The following is a 19,366-nucleotide window of genomic DNA, read 5'->3' as shown; positions in this document are numbered from 1 at the left end:
TCAGAAGAGTGGCATTTACCTGTTGAACAGATTATCCACTTGTTTAAAGAAGCCGATGTTCTTGGATATATAGAAAAATGCTATGGGATTTTTCATTGTGAAGGCGATGAAGCTGTGCTTGAAGATATTACTGAATTTTTGCAAAGAAAGGGGATAGAGATTAGTGCTTGAGTTAAAAGATGGATTTGTTCTCTATCATGGAAGTTATTGTGAAGTAAAAGAGCCAGATCTTGCCAAATGTGCAAAGAGAAAAGATTTTGGACAGGGATTTTATTTAACCACATCAAAGGAACAGGCAGAAAGTTTTCTGAGAACCTCAATAGCCAAAGCCATCGCAACCGGAACAATTGAAGAGGGGCAGAAGTTTGGATATATTTCAACTTTTGAATTCAAACTTTCAGAAAATCTTGAAACGCATATTTTTGAAAATGCAGATGTGGACTGGTTACATTGTATCGCCGCTCACCGAAAGAAAAAAATGTTTATTGAGGTTGAACGTGAAATGGCAAAATATGATATCATTGCAGGAAAGATTGCGGATGATGCAACAAACGCTACTCTTACCGCTTATCTTGCGGGTGCTTTTGGGACTGCAGGTGATAAAGTAGCAGACGATTTCTGTATCAGACAGTTGCTGCCGAATAAATTGAAAGATCAATACTGCTTTAAAACTGAGGCAGCTATTGAGTGTCTGAAATTTGTGAAAGGTGAGAAGATATGGCTGAAGTAACAATTCCAAAGGAAAAAATGAATTATACAATCGACCTTCTGATCACTATGGTGACAGATGAAATCGCAGAAGAGACAGGCAAGGACAGAAACGAGGTATTGACAGATTTTTTGTGTTCAAAGACAGGAAAAGCACTGTATGATGAGAAGACAAAGCTGTGGTGCACTGGTCCGGCATATATAGCTGAACTGTATATGGAAGAATTAAAGAAATCCTGATATGGGATGTGAGTTTAAATTTATACGACAATGGTGACAAAGACTTTCATTCCAAGGAGCAACAATTAAATATTTCAAAAACGCTGAGGTCAGCATTTCCTAATCACAGGACAACGACCTCAGTTTTTTATACCCAGGAATCGGCATTCATGAATAAGCCGGTTCTTTTTGTTTACAGAAAAAAGAAGGAGTACAAGAAAATGAGCAGAGCAAAAAATCCAAAGTATGAATCCATGTCATTGGAGGAACTGAAGGCCAACATGGAAAAGAGCAGACAGGAACTGGAGGCAGCAATTCACCACAAAAACATTCTGGAGCAGCGGAAGAAGCTGGTAGAACGCAGGGAACGTTCCCACCGGCTGATTGTCAAAGGGGCAGAGTTTGAGAAAGTATTTCCGCTGTCCAGAGATCTGGAACAGGAAGACGTCCAGGACATGATGAATCAACTGCAGAACAGCAGTTACAACAAGAGTATTGTGCGGCAGGCTCATATAGCCGCCTTACACAAAGATCAACAGCAGATTGCAGAAGCAGTAAAAAAGACAGAGAAGGGAGATGACAGTTAATGGCACTGTATCATTTTTCAGTAAGGAATGTATCCAGAGGGAAAGGGCAGATGGTGGTCGCTTCCGCAGCCTATATTTCCGGGCAGAGGATTTTTGACAGTTATTACAACAAGATACACGATTATACGAGCAAGTCAGGTGTGATATTTACAGAAATCCTGACACCGGAGTATGTGCCAGAGCGTCTGACTGACAGGGAAACACTCTGGAACGAGGTGGAGCATGTGGAACGGAACAACAAGGCACAGCTTGCCTATTCGTTTGACATTGCACTGCAGAATGAATTGACACTTGAGGAAAATATCAGACTGGCAAAAGAGTTCTGCCAGGAGCAGTTTGTGGCACGTGGCATGATCGTGGATCTGGCAGTCCATGAGGGAAAAGCGGAAAATGAAGAAGAACCGGATAATCCCCATTTCCATGTGCTTGTCCCAATCCGTCCTTTTACAGAGGAAGGAATCTGGGGCAATAAGCAGAGAAGGGAATATATTCTTGATGAGGATGGAAACCGGGTGAAGGATGCCAAAGGAAAAGATATGTTCAATGCTGTTTCTACTACCGGATGGAATGATCCGGAGCTTTTAAAAGAATGGCGGCGGGCATGGACAGAGAAAGTAAATGGGAAATTCAGGGAGTGCCACATGGCATCCAGAATCGACCACCGTTCCTACAAAGAACAGGGGATTGACCTGATCCCGACCATCCATGAGGGATATGAAGTCCGGGCAATGGAGAAAAAGGGAATCAAAACGGTGATCGGAGAATTGAACCGGGCAATCCGGCAGTTTAACCAGATGTTTATTTCTCTGAAAGAATCCATTCAGTGGATGAAGACAGCTTATGAGGAAATGAAAGCAGAGCTGGATCGCAGGCAGAACCCGACACTGCTGGAAAGCCTGCAGGATTATTATGATAAAAAGACACAGGGCAGACCACCACTTCCCAATTTTTATGCGGAGATGAAACAGAGAGGTAAGAATCTCTCCAATTTACAGGAGTTTGCAAAATCCATCAGTTATCTTCAGACACATCAGATAGAAACGATGGATGACTTGCAGGAACGGATTGAGGAACTGAACGGTGTTGTTTCTGTCAGTAAAAAAGAAATTTCTGAAAAGCGGAAACAGTTAAAGGAACTTGAGAATCTGGAAAAGATGGCAGAGGTAATAAAAACAAATCAGCCATTGATTGATGAGTATAACCATTTCTATTTTCAGAAAAGACGGGAGAGATATTATCAGCAGCATAAAAAAGAAATCAATTATTACCGCAAATGTGAACGGGAACTGAAACAACATCTGGATAAAAATGGAAAAGTGCCAACTGCCAGATGGAAACGGGAGAAAGAAGAACTTCAGGCGGGGATCGAAGAGCTGAAAGCAGATAATCAGCCGTACCAGGAGGAACTAACTTTTGTGAAAAAGGTACAGAGCTGTGCGGATATTGCCAGACGTGACCGGGAAATGGCAGAAGCAGATACTTCCGGGCGTTCAGAAGAAAAAAGGGAGAAGCAGGTGAAGTTCCCGACATTTTACACAGTTCAGGCGAAAGAGATTCTTGAAGAAAACGGGAAAGCAGAGCAACAGCCGTTGAACCAGTCGGAGCAGAATCCAGAAAAGAAGACCTCTCTTCTGAGAAAACTGGATGAAAAAAAGAAAGAGTGTGCAGAGCGTGATGCAAAACAACAGGCAGTGAAGAAAAAGCGAAACTATGACATGAGTTTATAACAGTCTGTCAGCAGGACAGACGGGAAAGGATGAGCAAAATGCAGTATACAGAAGAACAAATTATAAGAGCAAATCAGACAGATCTTGTTTCTTTTCTGAGCGCACAGGGAGAACAACTAGGGAAAAGCGGAAAGGAATACCGTTGGAAAAAGCATGACAGTGTAACGGTATCCGGAAACCGGTGGTACAGGCACAGTCAGGGGAGGGGTGGCTATCCGGTGGATTTTGTGATGGAATTTTACAATGCCACATTTCCGGAAGCTGTCAAGATGCTAACCGGGGAGGAAGGCGAAGGCAGGAACAGTACCTGCCCCGCCCCGTCCCCTGACTTCCGATTACCAGAGAAAGAGGAAAATAATGATAGAATCATCAGATATCTGACAGAAAACAGAGGGATTGAAAAGAATATGGTGGAGGAATGGATCGGCAGTGGGGATATTTATGAAGAAAAGAAGCACCATAATGTGGTGTTTGTTGGCAGAGATGCAGACGGTATTCCAAGATATGCCCATTGCAGGGGAACTGGTGAAACAAAATACCGGGGAGATGTGGCTGAATCTGATAAATCTTACGGATTCTGTCACAGAGGGACGGATAATCAGTTGTTTGTGTTTGAAGCAGCCATTGATCTGCTTTCTTTTATCCAATTATTTCCCAAAGACTGGAAAAAGCGGAGCTACCTGAGTCTGGGTGGCATTTCCAGTGCGGCACTGATGGCTTTTCTTTCTGAACGCCCTCAGATTACTTCGGTTTTCCTGTGCCTGGATAATGACCATGCAGGGAATGAAGCCAGTGAGAAATTGGCAATAGAAATCCCGGACGGATACAGTGTCATCCGTCTGAAACCGTCCCGAAAGGACTGGAATGAAATCCTCTGTGATAAAAATGCAGACAGGAAGAAATCAATCATTGAAACAGTTACAATGAAAGTACCGGAGAAGGAAGAACTGGTGCCGATGTTGTGTTATGAAGACATTGAACAGACCAGTGTAGAATGGCTGTGGTTTCCCTATCTGCCATTTGGAAAACTGACGATTATTCAGGGCAATCCAGGAGAGGGAAAAACTTATTTTGCCATGATGCTGACCGCAGCCTGCACGAACCGTAAGACTTTCCCGAACATGGAAGAGATTGAACCTTTTAATGTGATCTATCAGACTGCAGAAGACGGTATGGGAGATACGATTAAGCCGAGGCTGGTGGAAGCAGGAGCAGACCTGAGTCGGGTGATGGTCATTGATGATACAGAGGAAGCATTGACGTTATCCGATGACCGTATTGAAAAAGCAATCCGTCAGAATCAGGTCAGACTTTTAATCATTGATCCGGTACAGGCTTTTATCGGTGCCGATGTGGATATGAACCGGGCAAATGAAGTCCGTCCGGTATTCCGGAAACTGGGAATGATCGCTGAAAAGACCGGTTGTGCGATTGTGCTGATCGGACATCTGAATAAATCTTCAGGGACACAGAGTACTTACCGGGGACTTGGTTCTATTGATATCATGGCGGCGGTGAGAAGCCTGCTTTTTATCGGGAAAGTAAAGAAAGACCCGACAACAAGAGTACTGATCCATGAGAAAAGTTCTCTTGCACCTCCAGGTGAGACGATGGCATTTAAACTTGGAGATGAAGAAGGATTCCGCTGGGTGGGAGCTTATGAGATTTCCGCAGATGATCTTCTGGACGGAAAGGAAGGAAAGCCGACAGAAACAAAACTGCAACGGGGAACGAAACTGATCTATGAACTGCTTGCAGACGGAAATGCAGTCACAATCCGGGAACTGGATGAAAAGGCAAAAGCACAGGGAATCTCCCAGAGAACCATGCGAGAAGCCAGAAGCCGGATGAAAGAAGAACTGGATTATCGGATGAATGAAAAGCAGGAAAATACCATTCGATTAAAAAAACAAGGGAGAATGGGTGACGGCAGAATTTTGGAGTGAACGGCAGGCTTTATAGATACCCTATCTGCCGTCTGCCGTCTGCCGGTGCAAGGCAATCAAACGGAAATAGCAGGTATCCATACAGAATAAGGATTGCTGTGAATCTGGAACAAAAATGAATTGTAATATGGCGGATATAATGGTATGATTATCCGGTAACAGCAATGTTACGGGGAAGCACCTGTGACAGGGTGTGGCTGCCTCCTGATATTTACAGACCGGAGCCTTTCGGGGTTCTGAGATGAAAGAAAGGAGGTGCGTGATATGACAGCTTATGAGATTATCTCAATATTCTTAGGCGTACTCAGTTTACTGATCGCTTTTGGTAGCCTGTTAATTGCGATTATTGCCTTTCTTGATCGGAAGAACAAGAGGAAATAAAAATGCCTATCCTGTCTGCCAACAGGATAGGCGGTGGTCGTAAGACCATTTAGTCAACTCAGGCGGCATCCACTTTGGAGTGGGTGCTTTTCCTATAACAAATGTACCACACATTCCTCTTGTTTTCAATGGGAAAATTAAAATATGCAGTTCATCTGACAGGGATTTATCCCTGTCTTTATTATATCCCCAATTTCTGAAATGTTAATACAAAAATTTTAATATATGTAACCAACAGTCTGGGCAGTTAATCTGTAAAAATGGATTAGCTGCTCTTTTTTTGCAAAAAATGGAGGTTTTACAATGGCAGTGAAGAAGAAAATTATCAACATCAGAGTATATTTTGACGGTGATCAGGACGCAAAAGAAGTGTTTGCAGAGGTGATCGCACAGAAAATACGTGACACGAAAACAAAAGATAAACTTGCAATAATGAAAGATAAGCAGTATAATGATTATGAGTTCAGTAATCTGAAATCTGCGTAGGATGTGCAAAGTAACGGAGGTATCAGATGAACAACAGATATATGAGTAACAATATAGAAAGAAATGCAACCTGGAGAGTTGGTGTATACTGCCGACTTTCCAAAGATGACGAATTGACCGGAGAGAGTGCCAGCATCTCCAACCAGAGAGACATACTGGTGAATTACTGTCAGTCACAGGGCTGGCAGGTGGTGGATGTGTTTCAGGACGATGGTTATACAGGATTGAACACAGACCGACCTGATTTGCAGAGACTTCTCAAAGCCTGTGAAAAAGGACTGGTGAATCTTGTAATTACCAAAGACCAGAGCCGACTGGGACGAAACCATGTACAGACAGGATTTCTGATGGAGGAGTTTTTCCCAAAGCATGGAGTAAGGTATATCGCATTATATGATAATGTGGATACCTTTGCCGGAGACAATGAGATTGCCCCATTTAAGAACGTGCTGAACGAGATGTATTCCAGAGATATTTCCAAGAAAGTCCATGCGTCCTATCACCTGCAGGCAACCAAGGGAAAGTTTACAGGTGTTGTTCCACCACTGGGATATCAGAAAGACCCGGAGGAAAAGGGACATCTCCTGATTGACGACGAGACAGCACCGATTGTCCGGAAAATTTTCCAGTGGGCGGTGGACGGTCATGGGATTAACTTTATATCCAGAGAACTGGAACGCCAGCAGATTCCCTGCCCGTCATGGTGGCACCGGAAACGGGGACTCCGCACCTATTACACAAAATGGGAAAAGAAAGACCCGGAAAATGGGAAATATGTATGGGATGAATCCTATCTGAAATCCCTGCTGATGAATCCCGTTTACTGTGGTGACATGGCTTCCCAGAAAAGGTACTACCGTTTCAAGATTGGCAATCAGGGAGATAAAGCTCCGGAGGACTGGATCACAGTCAGGGATACCCACGAAGCAATCATTCCGCAGGATGTATTTGATCTGGTACAGGCAAAGATGAAAGGCAGGAAACGCCAGACAGAACAGGGAGAATACAGCATGTTTGCCGGATTACTCCGCTGTGCAGAGTGTGGCGGTGCGTTGACGTTGAAGAAGACGCACACCAAAGACCAGCATGAAGTTTATACCTGTTCCACTTATATCCATAAGGGGAAAGCACATTGTACCCAGCACCGGGTGGACGCTGATGACCTGTATGATGCAGTCCTTACCAGAATCCAGGAATGTGCAAAAGCAGTTACCGGAGACGGAACAGAACTGGAAAACCGGGTAAAGGAGTTATGCGAGGAAGATACACAGGGACACAGGGAAAGTCTGGAGAAGCTGGTATCAAAGCAGAAAGACCGCCTGGAAACGTTAGACCGGCTGATTGCAAAACTGTATGATGACCTTATCAATGACAAGATTACAGAATCTGTTTTTGATAAGATGCTGGAGAAGACACAGAAGGAGCAGACAGATATCAAAAAGGAACTTTTCCAGAATGAGAGTGTGCTGAATACGGAAGAAAAACTGGATGCACAGTCCCAGCAGTGGATTGACGATATTAGCGAGTATGCGGACATCAAAGAACTGGATGCCAATCTTCTGAACCGGCTGATCAGTAAAATCGTTATCTCAGAACCGCAGGAGAAAGACGGAACAGAAAATTACTGCCGTACTCCTGAAACGGTCACAATGGAAATTCATTTCAACTTAAAACCAATACCGGAGCTTGGAACCATCGAAAGAGGTTCCGGCTCCCATAAATAAGAAAAATCTATCAAAATTTAATCTATTTTAATCTTTTCAAGGCTCATTTCGAGCAAATATTTTCTCATAAAAGACATAAAACAGTTCATTCCCAGTGCCAGACCGGTTCCGATCAGGATCAGAGTCAGCTCATTCAGAGCAAAATTCAGACTATAATCCGGTGTCATCAGATAATGTGTACCCATTACCGCATTGACCGAAATCGTGTTCTGCCAGCCAAGAAGACAACAGCATACTACCATCAACAGGATATATACGATATAGTTCACCCACCCTGCCGGTGGAAAATGAAAACATACATAGATTAATCCCACGCACAGGAGAAAGGACATAATCCTGTCAACCGTCAGCTGAATCGTATCCTGTCTCGTGTCCTGCACGGTCAGAAGGGCAATGATCCCTGCTGATGTGGCATATGAGAGCTGTAAAAACTCTGCTGCTACAATCGCAATACCACTTCCAGCCGCTATTTTCAACGCTTTCAACATAAGGCGCCTGTATTTATGTGAAGTCATAAAAATTCCTATTATTCCGTAGTCCTTATCGTCCTCTGTATACCAGACCCTGCTCGGAATCCATGGTTACAAACGTACCGGATTTCAGAATTCTGGTTGCATTCTTTGCCTCGGTAATAACCGGAATATCCAGGGCAATACCAACAATGGCGGCATGGGAATACCGGTCTCCCTGTTCGGTAATGATACCTGCGGCATCTTTGAGCTGCGGCATCATATCATTATTGGTTGCAGATACAACCACGATATCTCCTGGTCTAAATGTCTTTGCCAGGTCTTCTGCGGAATTGCAGACACATACATTTCCGGAAGCTTTCAGTGCATTACACCCTCTTCCGGTGAGCAGTGTATTTCCAGCCACCTGGACCTTCAACATATTGGTTGTACCGGACAATCCAAGCGGTACACCTGCGGTTATGACTACCAGATCGCCTCTGGAAATCAATCCCTTATCCTCCGTCAGCTTCACTGCATGGTCAAACAGCTCATCTGCCGTCTCCTCTTCCTGCATTTCTACTGGAATAACACCCCACATCAGACTCAGCTGGCGGCATACTCTTGAATGAGTTGCACATCCGATAACCGGACAGGATGGACGATATTTTGCAATTCGGCCAACAGTACGACCAGATTTGGTCACGGCAACAATCGCTGCTGCATTCAGATCCATGGCAGTCGTACAGGTTGCATGGGAGATGGCATTGGTCACATCCGGGCGTTCTGCCAGACGTCTTGGTTTAAACTCTCGGGAATAATCAATATCCTTCTCGGTACGTTCTGCAATTCTCGCCATGGTGCGGACTGCCTCTACCGGATAAGCACCTGCAGCTGTCTCACCGGACAGCATAATTGCTCCGGTTCCCTGATAGATGGCATTTGCCACGTCAGAGGTCTCCGCACGGGTCGGACGCGGATTCTTTATCATGGAATCCAGCATCTGGGTCGCAGTAATAACCGGCTTACTCGCTTTCAGTGCCATCCGGATCAGTTTTTTCTGGATGACCGGCACTTCCTCCAGCGGAATCTCCACACCCATGTCACCCCGGGCAATCATGATACCGTCTGCCACACGGAGAATCTCCTCACAGTTCTCCACTCCCTGCATATTTTCAATTTTCGCAATAATATGAATATACTGTCCGCCTTTTTCTTCCAGAATCTTACGAATTTCCAGAATGTCATTGGCAGTTCTTGTAAAGGAAGCTGCAATAAAATCATAATCCTGCTCAGCTGCAAACACGATATCCTCATAGTCCTTCTGGCTGACAAAGGGCATCTTCAGTTCTACTCCCGGAACATTCACACCCTTATGATTGGAGATGAAACCACCGTTTTTCACCTGACAGACAATCTCCTCCCCTTCGATTTTCTGCACTTCCATGCCGATGAGTCCATCATCAATCAGAATGGAATCTCCCGGTTTTACGTCTTTATAAAGCTGCTTATAAGTAATGCTTACGATCTCTGCATTTCCAACGATATCTTCCGTAGTAAGAACGAAAGTTTGTCCTTTTTTCAGTTCGGCTTTTCCGCCCTCAATATCTCCAATCCGGATCTCTGGTCCCTTGGTATCCAGAAGTGCTGCCACCGGGAGTTCCAGTTCTTCCCGAAGTTTTTTCACCATATCCAGTCTTTTTTTCTGTTCCTCATGGCTTCCATGGGAAAAATTCATTCGCGCCACGGACATTCCTTCCAGCATCAGCTGGCGCAGTACATTCTCATCATCCGTAGATGGTCCCAAGGTACATACAATCTTCGTTTTTCTCATCTTCCATATATTCCTTTCCCTCATACTTCTATCTGAACAATCTTAATGTAACATTCGATTACCCTTTTTGCAACCGAAAAGAATGTTAAAAATTTGCTAATATTGTGTAAAAAACTCCGATAAGAACCATCTCTTATCGGAGTTTTCATTACTGTTTCAGCGATTATTCATTTACACTGTAGTTCGGTGCTTCCTTGGTAATATGGATGTCATGGGGATGACTCTCTTTTAAGGATGCAGCGGAAATCTTTACAAACTGTGCCTTGGTTTTCAGAGTCTCAATATCCGGCGCTCCGCACAGTCCCATACCGGAACGAACTCCACCAAGCAGCTGGAAGATGGTATCCTCTACATATCCCTTGTAGGCAACTCGTCCTTCTACACCTTCCGGAACCAGCTTCTTCGCATCGTTCTGGAAATACCGGTCTTTGGAACCATTCTCCATAGCGGAAATAGAACCCATACCACGATATACTTTGTATTTTCTTCCCTGATATAATTCAAAAGATCCCGGACTCTCATCGCAGCCTGCAAAGATACTTCCCATCATGCAGACATTGGCACCTGCCGCCAGAGCTTTCGTGATATCTCCGGAATATTTGATACCGCCATCTGCGATAATCGGAATACCATATTTGTCAGCTACTTCGTAGCTGTCCATAACAGCACTGATCTGCGGAACACCCACACCGGATACCACACGGGTAGTACAGATAGAACCAGGTCCGATACCCACCTTGACAGCATCTGCACCAGCTTTGATCAGAGCTTCGGTTCCTGCTCCGGTTGCCACATTTCCTGCGATAACAGGCACATCCGGGTACGCATTCTTCAGCATATCCAGGCAGCGGATAACATTTGCAGAATGACCGTGGGAAGAGTCCAGTACCAACACGTCAACATGAGCCTCAATCAGTGCTTTGGCACGATCCAGAACATTCGCGGTGATACCAATACCTGCGCCGCAGAGAAGACGTCCCTGTGCGTCTTTTGCTGCCAACGGATATTTGATCTGTTTCTCAATATCTTTAATGGTAATAAGACCTTTCAGGTTGAAATCCTTATCTACGATCGGAAGTTTTTCTTTTCTTGCTTTTCCAAGAATAATTTTTGCTTCTTCCAGCGTAATGCCTACCGGTGCAGTTACCAGGTTCTCAGAAGTCATGGACTCTTTGATCTTCTTGGAAAAATCAGTTTCAAATTTCAGGTCACGGTTGGTAATAATACCGACCAGTTTTTTTCCCTCAGTAATCGGCACACCGGAAATCCGGTATTTTGCCATCAGTTCATTAGCATCTGCCAGTGTATGCTCCGGACTCAGAAAGAAGGGATCTGTGATAACGCCGTTTTCGGAACGTTTTACTTTATCTACCTCTTCTGCCTGCTCCTCAATTGACATATTTTTATGGATGATACCAATACCACCCTGTCTGGCCATTGCAATTGCCATGCGGCTTTCTGTTACCGTGTCCATTCCTGCACTCATCAGCGGAATATTCAGTTTTACTGTCTTGGTAAGCTGTGTCTCCAGACATACCTGATTCGGGATCACTTCCGAGTAGGCCGGAACAAGAAGAACATCATCAAATGTAATGCTCTCACCGATAATTTTACCCATCTCGCTTCCTCTCTTTCTTATCGTATTTTTTGTTATTAGATATTCTAATAAGTATAACTAAACTCAGTAAAAAAAATAATAATTAATTAAGTTTTAAAACAGTCTAACAGATCACTTAAGTAATGTCAATGGGTTTTCTTACAGAACGCAAAAAAGACTGCGGGAAAACCCGCAGCCTTTTGAAAATTCGGAAATTACATCATTCCCATTCCGCCGCCAGCCGGAGCTGCTGCCGGAGCAGGCTCTTTGATATTTGCAACGCATGCCTCAGTGGTCAGGAATGTGGATGCTACACTGGTAGCATTCTGCAGTGCAGTTCTGGTAACCTTAGCCGGATCCAGAATACCTGCCTCTACCATGTTGACATACTGCTCATTGTAAGCATCGAAGCCAACACCAACCTCAGACTCACGTACCTTGTTGATGATAACAGCGCCTTCCAGTCCTGCATTTGCAGCGATGTGGAACAGCGGAGCTTCCAGTGCTTTCAGGATCACCTTACCGCCGGTCTTCTCATCACCTTCCAGCGTATCAACCAGTTTTGCAACCTCTTTGGAAGCATGGATGTAAGCAGATCCTCCACCGCAGATAATACCTTCTTCAACTGCTGCTCTGGTAGCTGCCAGTGCATCTTCCATACGAAGTTTTGCTTCTTTCATCTCGGTCTCGGTAGCAGCACCTACGCGGATAACAGCAACCCCACCGGACAGTTTTGCAAAACGCTCCTGAAGTTTTTCTTTATCAAATTCAGATTTGGTGTTCTCAATCTCAGCTTTAATTGTCTTAACACGATCAGCAATTGCCTCTTTGTCGCCAAGACCATCTACAATAACAGTAGATTCTTTCTGTACTTTTACAGATTTTGCACGTCCAAGCATATCAATGGTAGCATCTTTCAGTTCAAGACCAATCTCCTCGGAGATTACAGTACCACCGGTCAGGATTGCGATATCCTGCAGCATTGCTTTTCTTCTGTCACCATAACCCGGAGCTTTTACTCCTACAGCAGTGAAGGTTCCACGCAGTTTGTTCAGTACCAGAGTGGTCAGAGCTTCGCCCTCGATATCCTCTGCGATGATGAGCAGTTTCTTACCGGACTGTACCAGCTGCTCCAGTACCGGGAGGATCTCCTGGATATTAGAAATCTTCTTATCAGTAATCAGGATGTACGGATCATCCAGAACTGCTTCCATCTTCTCAGTATCAGTTGCCATGTATGCGGAAATGTATCCACGGTCGAACTGCATACCTTCTACTACATCCAGCTCGGTCTGCATGGTCTTGGACTCTTCGATGGTAATAACACCGTCGTTTGCTACTTTCTCCATAGCGTCTGCAACCATATCACCTACTTTGTCATCTCCGGCAGAGATTGCTGCAACTCTTGCCATCTGATGTTTTCCGGATACTTTGCTGCTCATAGCTGCGATTGCTTCTACAGCTTTGTCAGTTGCTTTCTTCATACCTTTTCTCAGGACAATCGGGTTAGCACCTGCTTCCAGGTTCTTCATTCCTTCGTGGATCATTGCCTGAGCAAGAACAGTAGCGGTCGTAGTACCGTCACCGGCTACATCGTTGGTCTTGGTAGCTACTTCTTTTACCAGCTGTGCGCCCATGTTCTCGAACGGATCTTCCAGCTCAATCTCTTTTGCAATGGTAACACCATCGTTCGTGATCAGCGGAGCGCCAAACTGTTTGTCAAGAACTACGTTTCTTCCTTTCGGTCCGATGGTTACGCGGACAGTATCTGCAAGTTTATTAACACCGGCTTCCAGTGCTTTTCTGGCATCAACGCCATATTTCAAATCTTTAGCCATGATTCAATTCCTCCTGTCATACTGACATTATATTTTTGATTATTCTACAATTGCAAGAATATCATTCTGTCTTACGATAACGTACTCTTCCTCGTCAAGTTTTACTTCATTACCTGCAAACTTGGAATAGATTACCTGATCGCCAACCTTTACCTGCATGGTAACTTCTTTTCCGTCAACCATTCCACCAGGTCCTACTGCAACAACTTCTGCTGTTACCGGTTTCTCCTGAGATTTTGCTGCAAGGATAATTCCGGATTTGGTGGTCTCCTCTTTCTCTGTCTGCTTTAATACAACTCTGTCACCCAAAGGTACTAACTTCATGATAATTCCTCCTGTCATACTTCCATTTCATTTTATTAGCACTCACTTAAGTCGAGTGCTAACCTTTAGTCATTATATTAGTATGGTTGTAGTAAAATGTCAATGGGGAATTTTTAATTTTTCAAAATTTTAATAATTTTTACCGGGCATCCGGTTCTTTTCTACTTTTTCCAGCTCTTCAAACACACACTCATTGATGACCTTGATATTGGTTCCCTTCATTCCGGAGGAACGGGACTCAATGACTCCTGCACTCTCAAATTTGCGGAGAGCATTGACAATTACAGAACGGGTGATACCTGCTTTATCAGCAATACGGCTGGCCACCAATGTACATTCGTCACCTTTCATCTCTTTAAAAATCAGAAGAATCGCTTCCAGCTCTGTTACAGACAGCGTGCTGATGGCAGACTGTACAATGTGCTGTCTGCGGATTTCCTCCGCATTTTCTTCGTGAACGGCACGCATCATCTCCAGACCAACAACCGTCGTGCCGTATTCACTTAAAATAATATCATCGATATCGTAATCATTTTCGTATTTATAAAGGAACAGTGTTCCCAGACGTTCTCCTGCAATATCAATGGGCGTCACCAGTGCGTGATACTTTTTAATATTCTCCACAGCAAATCCCAGTGTCTGCAGATTCACATTTTCTTTTGTGGAAAGAATTCCCAGAAGGCGCTCATTCAGAAGCGGATCAATAAGACCACCTACTTTATCTACGATCAGTTCATGAATCTCCTCTACGCCTTCGAAGCTGCTGATGCCCAGAACTTTTCCTTTTTTACTGATAACCAGAACATTGGAATTCAAAATATCTGACAGAACCCGGCAGATATCATTGAAGACCACTTTGCTGGAATTGTTATTATGCAGAAGCTTGTTGATTTTTCTTGTTTTGTCTAATAATTGTACACTCATTTTTCTCTCCCATATCCATGTAATATTCAGCGCCCCATTCAGAAAATCACCTTTTTACGGCGCTAACTGGCTCTATAAACGCACAAAGTGCAGCCACCCCACGCGGCTGCACTTTGCATATTAGCATATTTGTCTGTATATTTCAATCAATTCTGAAAATTATTTGTTTTCTTTTTCTCCGGTCTCTTCCTTCGGTGCTTCCGGGCGTTTCCATGATACGTAATCACAATCTGGATACCCCTCACAGCTATAGAACTTCCGTCCTTTGGAAGACCGTCTGAGTACAACTTCTTTTCCACACTTCGGACATTTTACGCCAATCTTTTCCAGATAAGGCTTGGTATTCCTGCATTCCGGAAAACCAGGGCAGGCCAGGAATTTTCCATGGGGGCCATATTTCACCACCATGTTCCGTCCGCACTGCTCACAGACCACATCAGACACTTCATCCTGAATCTTCACTTTTTCCAGATCCGCTTCTGCCTTCTCCACAGCTGCTGCCAGATCCGGATAGAAATTACTGACCACAGTCTTCCAGCTGACCTTTCCTTCTTCTACCATATCAAGAAGAGACTCCACATTTGCAGTGAAATCCGGTTCCACAATACTCGGGAAAGCCTGCTTCATCATATTGTTGACCACTTCACCCAGCTCGGTCAGATAAAGGTTCCGTCCTTCTTTTGCCACATAGCGGCGGGCAATAATGGTACTGATGGTAGGCGCATAAGTACTTGGACGTCCAATGCCCAGTTCCTCCAGTGTCTTGACCAGTGCCGCCTCTGTATAGTGTGCCGGTGGCTGTGTAAAATGCTGTTTGTCTTCCAATTCTTTCAGCGTCAGTTCTGAATCCGGTCCCAGCTCCTTTAAAAGATTCAGGCTTCCACCCTTCTCATCATCCTCCTGCGTATAGACAGACATAAATCCATCAAAAGCGACAGAAGATGCAGATACGGTAAAGCGATAGCCGCCTCCGTCGATCTTCACCGCCATCGTATTGTATCTGGCATCTGCCATACAACTGGCTGTAAACCGTTTCCAGATCAGCTGATACAGACGATACTGGTCTCTGGAAAGAGACTCCTTGATAGAAATCGGCAGTCTGCTGATATCGGTAGGACGAATCGCCTCATGGGCATCCTGGATCTTCTTGCCTGTTGCCTTTTTTGTCTCTCCATGGCGCAGATAATTTTCTCCATACTGTTCCCCGATATAGGACTCTGCCATGTGGGCTGCCTCATCGGAAATACGCGTCGAATCCGTACGAAGATAGGTGATAATACCTACGGTTCCCTGTCCTTCAATGTCAATTCCCTCGTATAACTGCTGCGCCAGACGCATGGTCTTGGAAGTGGAAAAGTTCAGTACTTTGGATGCTTCCTGCTGCAGGGTACTGGTGGTAAACGGCAACGGTGCCTTCTTAGTACGTTCTCCCTTCTTCACATCAGTTACGGAAAACTCTGCACCATCCAGAGCTTTCAGTACCTGATCCATCTCTTCTCTGGAATGAATCTCCTTCTTTTCCTCCGGAGTTCCATAGAATTTAGCCGTCAATGGCTTTTTCTCACCTTTGACCTGAAACTCTGCATCCAGGCTCCAGTATTCTTCGGGTACAAATGCATTGATCTCTTCTTCCCGGTCCGCAATCAGGCGCAGAGCCACAGACTGTACACGGCCTGCACTCAAACCTCTCTTCACCTTCGCCCAGAGAATCGGGCTGATCCGATAACCCACCATACGGTCGACCATTCGTCTTGCCTGCTGGGCATCCACCAGATCCATATCAATTTCACGGGCATGTTTGATGGATTCCTTCACTGCACTTTTGGTAATCTCATTAAAGGTAATCCGGTACATCTTCTTATCTTCCAGTCCCAACGCTTTTGAAAGATGCCAGGAAATCGCCTCTCCCTCACGGTCAGGGTCAGTTGCGAGATATACTTTATCTGCTTTTTTTGCTTCTTTCCGAAGTTTTGCAAGGATATCCCCCTTGCCCCGGATGGTAATATACTTGGGTTCATAATCATGATCCACATCAATTCCAAACTGACTCTTGGGGAAATCCCTCACATGTCCGTTGGAAGCCACAACCTCATACTGGGCTCCCAGAAATTTTTTAATTGTTTTCACCTTCGCCGGTGACTCCACAATCACTAAATACTTTGCCATCTGTAATTTTTAAATCCGTCCTTACATAATGATTCTTCTGAATTTCCCTGATAAGTCCTCTAAGCTCCAGTCCTGTAAGAACTGCGAGCACTCTGGAAGCGGGAAAACCTGTTCTTCGAACCAGTTCTTCCAGACTCGCCGGTTGTAAACGTATCCAACTATACACGATATTTTCTTCCTTTGCAAGTAAAATTTTTGTGTTTTTTTCGGGAAGAGCTGCCTCTTTTTCAGAAATTCCAAGGGCTTCCAGAATCGTTTCCGGACTTTCTGCCACCCCGGCACCCTGCCGGATAAGATCTAAACACCCCCGGCTTAACTCGTCCGTTATCCGTCCCGGGACTGCCCATACATCCTTTCCCTGTTCCAGCGCAAAGTCCGCGGTAATCAACGAACCGCTTTTTTCTCTGGCTTCTACCACCAGTACCAAATCCGATAATGCACTAATCATTCGGTTGCGTGCCGGAAAATGATATGCCAGCGGCGGCTTCCCGGGCGGCTGTTCCGAAAGAACTCCTCCGGTCTCACAGATTTTTTCATACAGTGCCTGATGCCCGGATGGATAGCAGATATCCACACCACAGCCTTCCACAGCAAAGGTGTCTCCTCCTGCTTCCAGTGCGCCTTCATGAGCCATGCCATCAATTCCCCAGGCCAATCCACTGATAATCTGCACGCCGGCGCCTGCCAATTCCCGTGCAAAATACCTTGCAGTCTCATTTCCATAGACAGTGGACCTTCTGGCTCCCACAATAGCCACCGTCGGCCGATGTTCTTCCGGAAATCTCCCGATTCCCCACAGCACCGGCGGCATGCCTTTTAGTTTCCGCATACGTTCCGGATAATATTCTTCCTCCCTGCAGATCCGGAAAATGCTGTTTCTTCTATTATATATGATGTCCACCCCCTCGTTACTCCCAGATTTTCTGATCTGCAGACCGATAACCAATGGCTTCCAGAAGATGGGGTTCCCGGATATTTTCTTCCCCCTCCAGATCCGCAATGGTTCTGGCCACTTTAATGATCCGGTGATACCCTCTGGCACTTAAATTCATCCGTTCAAAAGCCAGTTCCATAATTCGCTGCTCTCTTGTTTCCAAGCTGCAGAATTCCAGGAGCGCTGCAGCCTTCAGATGAGAATTATATTGCCAGGTACAATGTTCATAGCGCTTTTTTTGAATCCGTCTGGCAGCCTCCACCCGCTCCCGGATTGCTGCCGAACTTTCATTTTCCGCTGTTGTGGAAATATCCCGATATTCCACCTTGGGCGTCTCCATGCAGATATCAATCCGATCCAGTAAGGGGCGTGAAATTTTCCTGAGATATCGATTTACCTCACCTGGCAGACAATGGCACCTGCTGCGATCTGGATAGTAACCGCACTTACAGGGGTTCATCGCCGCTACCAGTTGAAACCTTGCCGGAAAACTATACTTTCCCTCTGTTCGGCTGATGGTAATCTGTCCTTCCTCCATAGGCTGCCGGAGCACTTCCAGTGCATTTCTCGAAAATTCTGGCAGCTCATCCAAAAATAACACACCTCCGGTGGCCAGACTGATCTCACCTGGATGAATTCTTCGCCCACCGCCTGCCAGTGCATTTGCAGAAATAGTGTGGTGAGGAGAACGGAAAGGTCTTCTGGTAATCAGACCTCCCTGCTCTGCCAGCAGGCCGCAGGCACTGTAAACCTGGGAAATCTCCATACTTTCTTCCAGGGATAGTTCTGGCATAATGGACGGCATCCGCCTGGCAATCATCGTTTTTCCGGCTCCCGGACTTCCAATCATCAGGAAATTATGCATGCCCGCCGCCGCAATTTCCGCAGCACGTCGAACTCCCGCCTGGCCGTTTACCTCTCTGAAGTCCTCCCCCGGCAGCACTTTCCCCGGTACCCAGGTCTGCACTTTTTCTGTCCGCTCCCGGCAGACATATTCTGACAGAAGACACTCCAGCAGATCTTTCATACTTCCAATTCCCACAACATCAATGCCCCTTATCCAGGAACCTTCCCCTGCATTTTTCTTCGGAACCAGACAGCACCTGCATCCTAGTTTTTTTGCTAAAAGTACAGTTTGCAGCACTCCTCCCACCGGATACACCTGGCCATTTAATCCCAGTTCCCCTACTACCATAACATTTCTGACAAATTCTTCCGGTAGAATTCCAAACGCCGCCAGGAGGGCTGCTGCTACCGGGAGATCATATCTGGTCCCCTGTTTTCTGATATCCGCCGGCGAAAGATTCACCGTAATTCTTTTTGGAGGGATCTGAATCCCTGTATTTTTCAGCGCCGTGCGTACACGGTCGGCTGCTTCTCTTACTTCCGGTGACAGGTCTCCTACCATACAGAACATGGGCAGACCGTCGCAAACATCTGCTTCCACCTGTACCGGACGCGCTTCTACCCCCAGCACCGCAGCTGACAATATCATACTGAACATTGTGTGGTTCCTCCATCA

18 protein-coding genes are annotated in these 19,366 nt (G+C 45.3%); 9 read left to right on the top strand and 9 right to left on the bottom strand.

Annotated elements, in window-relative coordinates; all coding sequences use genetic code 11:
• From ACZMB2_RS08235 to ACZMB2_RS08195, 9 genes are all read left to right on the top strand, one after another.
• On the top strand, positions 1–171 hold a 171-nt coding region (locus tag ACZMB2_RS08235), incomplete at its 5' end, for a DUF3791 domain-containing protein (protein ID WP_487596358.1).
• On the top strand, positions 164–730 hold the full coding sequence (locus ACZMB2_RS08230; RefSeq protein WP_020944841.1) for a DUF3990 domain-containing protein: 567 nt from the start codon (positions 164–166) through the stop codon (positions 728–730). The genes ACZMB2_RS08235 and ACZMB2_RS08230, both read left to right, overlap by 8 nt.
• On the top strand, positions 718–948 hold the full coding sequence (locus tag ACZMB2_RS08225; protein WP_003864582.1) for a hypothetical protein: 231 nt from the start codon (positions 718–720) through the stop codon (positions 946–948). Before ACZMB2_RS08230 ends, ACZMB2_RS08225 begins: the two co-directional genes overlap by 13 nt.
• Before the next feature lie 200 nt (positions 949–1,148).
• Positions 1,149–1,514 (top strand): DUF3847 domain-containing protein, encoded by a 366-nt coding sequence (locus tag ACZMB2_RS08220; protein ID WP_015543456.1) that lies wholly within the window; start codon positions 1,149–1,151, stop codon positions 1,512–1,514.
• Positions 1,514–3,241, top strand: a complete 1,728-nt coding sequence (gene mobQ / locus ACZMB2_RS08215) for a MobQ family relaxase (RefSeq protein ID WP_003864580.1) — start codon at positions 1,514–1,516, stop codon at positions 3,239–3,241. Before ACZMB2_RS08220 ends, mobQ begins: the two co-directional genes overlap by 1 nt.
• A gap of 38 nt (positions 3,242–3,279) precedes the next feature.
• On the top strand, positions 3,280–5,187 hold the full coding sequence (locus tag ACZMB2_RS08210) for an AAA family ATPase (protein WP_023843669.1): 1,908 nt from the start codon (positions 3,280–3,282) through the stop codon (positions 5,185–5,187).
• 264 nt (positions 5,188–5,451) lie between these two features.
• Positions 5,452–5,568 carry a putative holin-like toxin gene (locus tag ACZMB2_RS08205; RefSeq protein ID WP_015543458.1) on the top strand — a complete coding sequence of 39 codons (117 nt, stop codon included), beginning with the start codon at positions 5,452–5,454 and terminating at the stop codon, positions 5,566–5,568.
• Positions 5,569–5,871: 303 nt separating this feature from the next.
• On the top strand, positions 5,872–6,054 hold the full coding sequence (locus ACZMB2_RS08200) for a hypothetical protein (protein WP_015521925.1): 183 nt from the start codon (positions 5,872–5,874) through the stop codon (positions 6,052–6,054).
• A gap of 26 nt (positions 6,055–6,080) precedes the next feature.
• Complete coding sequence (locus tag ACZMB2_RS08195) at positions 6,081–7,778, top strand: recombinase family protein (RefSeq protein WP_015521926.1); 1,698 nt, start codon at positions 6,081–6,083, stop codon at positions 7,776–7,778.
• A 17-nt stretch (positions 7,779–7,795) separates the two neighbouring features.
• On the opposite strand, the gene ACZMB2_RS08190 is transcribed toward ACZMB2_RS08195, so the two are convergent.
• The 9 genes from ACZMB2_RS08190 to ACZMB2_RS08150 form a co-directional block, all read right to left on the bottom strand.
• Entirely contained in the window at positions 7,796–8,293 is a 498-nt protein-coding gene (locus tag ACZMB2_RS08190) for an aromatic acid exporter family protein (RefSeq protein ID WP_487596354.1), read from the bottom strand.
• A 25-nt stretch (positions 8,294–8,318) separates the two neighbouring features.
• Positions 8,319–10,061: a pyruvate kinase gene (gene pyk / locus ACZMB2_RS08185; protein WP_487596353.1), complete on the bottom strand. Its 1,743-nt coding sequence runs from the start codon at positions 10,059–10,061 to the stop codon at positions 8,319–8,321.
• 163 nt (positions 10,062–10,224) lie between these two features.
• Entirely contained in the window at positions 10,225–11,679 is a 1,455-nt protein-coding gene (gene guaB, locus ACZMB2_RS08180) for an IMP dehydrogenase (protein WP_487596352.1), read from the bottom strand.
• Between the two features lie 194 nt (positions 11,680–11,873).
• On the bottom strand, positions 11,874–13,496 hold the full coding sequence (gene groL / locus ACZMB2_RS08175; protein WP_487596351.1) for a chaperonin GroEL: 1,623 nt from the start codon (positions 13,494–13,496) through the stop codon (positions 11,874–11,876).
• A gap of 39 nt (positions 13,497–13,535) precedes the next feature.
• Positions 13,536–13,820 carry a co-chaperone GroES gene (locus tag ACZMB2_RS08170; protein ID WP_487596350.1) on the bottom strand — a complete coding sequence of 95 codons (285 nt, stop codon included), beginning with the start codon at positions 13,818–13,820 and terminating at the stop codon, positions 13,536–13,538.
• Positions 13,821–13,949: 129 nt separating this feature from the next.
• Positions 13,950–14,744 (bottom strand): GTP-sensing pleiotropic transcriptional regulator CodY, encoded by a 795-nt coding sequence (gene codY / locus ACZMB2_RS08165; RefSeq protein WP_487596349.1) that lies wholly within the window; start codon positions 14,742–14,744, stop codon positions 13,950–13,952.
• Between the two features lie 159 nt (positions 14,745–14,903).
• Positions 14,904–16,910: a type I DNA topoisomerase gene (topA, locus tag ACZMB2_RS08160; RefSeq protein WP_487596348.1), complete on the bottom strand. Its 2,007-nt coding sequence runs from the start codon at positions 16,908–16,910 to the stop codon at positions 14,904–14,906.
• Positions 16,858–17,811, bottom strand: coding sequence for a DNA-processing protein DprA (gene dprA / locus ACZMB2_RS08155; RefSeq protein ID WP_487596347.1), 954 nt, complete (start codon positions 17,809–17,811; stop codon positions 16,858–16,860). Before dprA ends, topA begins: the two co-directional genes overlap by 53 nt.
• Positions 17,812–17,818: 7 nt before the next feature.
• On the bottom strand, positions 17,819–19,348 hold the full coding sequence (locus ACZMB2_RS08150; protein WP_487596346.1) for a YifB family Mg chelatase-like AAA ATPase: 1,530 nt from the start codon (positions 19,346–19,348) through the stop codon (positions 17,819–17,821).
• Positions 19,349–19,366: the final 18 nt, after the last annotated feature.

It is taken from the genome of Hominiventricola sp. (assembly GCF_057604405.1).
The sequence above is the reverse complement of the archived record's forward strand: the minus strand, read 5'-3'. Positions and strand labels throughout refer to the sequence as shown.

Coding starts and splice junctions, on each gene's coding strand:
- mobQ (WP_003864580.1), top strand. CDS start 1,514: ATGGCACTGTATCATTTTTCAGTAAGGAATGTATCCAGAGGGAAAGGG.
- groL (WP_487596351.1), bottom strand. CDS start 13,496: ATGGCTAAAGATTTGAAATATGGCGTTGATGCCAGAAAAGCACTGGAA.
- ACZMB2_RS08190 (WP_487596354.1), bottom strand. CDS start 8,293: ATGACTTCACATAAATACAGGCGCCTTATGTTGAAAGCGTTGAAAATA.
- ACZMB2_RS08220 (WP_015543456.1), top strand. CDS start 1,149: ATGAGCAGAGCAAAAAATCCAAAGTATGAATCCATGTCATTGGAGGAA.
- guaB (WP_487596352.1), bottom strand. CDS start 11,679: ATGGGTAAAATTATCGGTGAGAGCATTACATTTGATGATGTTCTTCTT.
- ACZMB2_RS08150 (WP_487596346.1), bottom strand. CDS start 19,348: ATGTTCAGTATGATATTGTCAGCTGCGGTGCTGGGGGTAGAAGCGCGT.
- ACZMB2_RS08200 (WP_015521925.1), top strand. CDS start 5,872: ATGGCAGTGAAGAAGAAAATTATCAACATCAGAGTATATTTTGACGGT.
- ACZMB2_RS08195 (WP_015521926.1), top strand. CDS start 6,081: ATGAACAACAGATATATGAGTAACAATATAGAAAGAAATGCAACCTGG.
- topA (WP_487596348.1), bottom strand. CDS start 16,910: ATGGCAAAGTATTTAGTGATTGTGGAGTCACCGGCGAAGGTGAAAACA.
- ACZMB2_RS08205 (WP_015543458.1), top strand. CDS start 5,452: ATGACAGCTTATGAGATTATCTCAATATTCTTAGGCGTACTCAGTTTA.
- pyk (WP_487596353.1), bottom strand. CDS start 10,061: ATGAGAAAAACGAAGATTGTATGTACCTTGGGACCATCTACGGATGAT.
- ACZMB2_RS08170 (WP_487596350.1), bottom strand. CDS start 13,820: ATGAAGTTAGTACCTTTGGGTGACAGAGTTGTATTAAAGCAGACAGAG.
- codY (WP_487596349.1), bottom strand. CDS start 14,744: ATGAGTGTACAATTATTAGACAAAACAAGAAAAATCAACAAGCTTCTG.
- ACZMB2_RS08210 (WP_023843669.1), top strand. CDS start 3,280: ATGCAGTATACAGAAGAACAAATTATAAGAGCAAATCAGACAGATCTT.
- ACZMB2_RS08225 (WP_003864582.1), top strand. CDS start 718: ATGGCTGAAGTAACAATTCCAAAGGAAAAAATGAATTATACAATCGAC.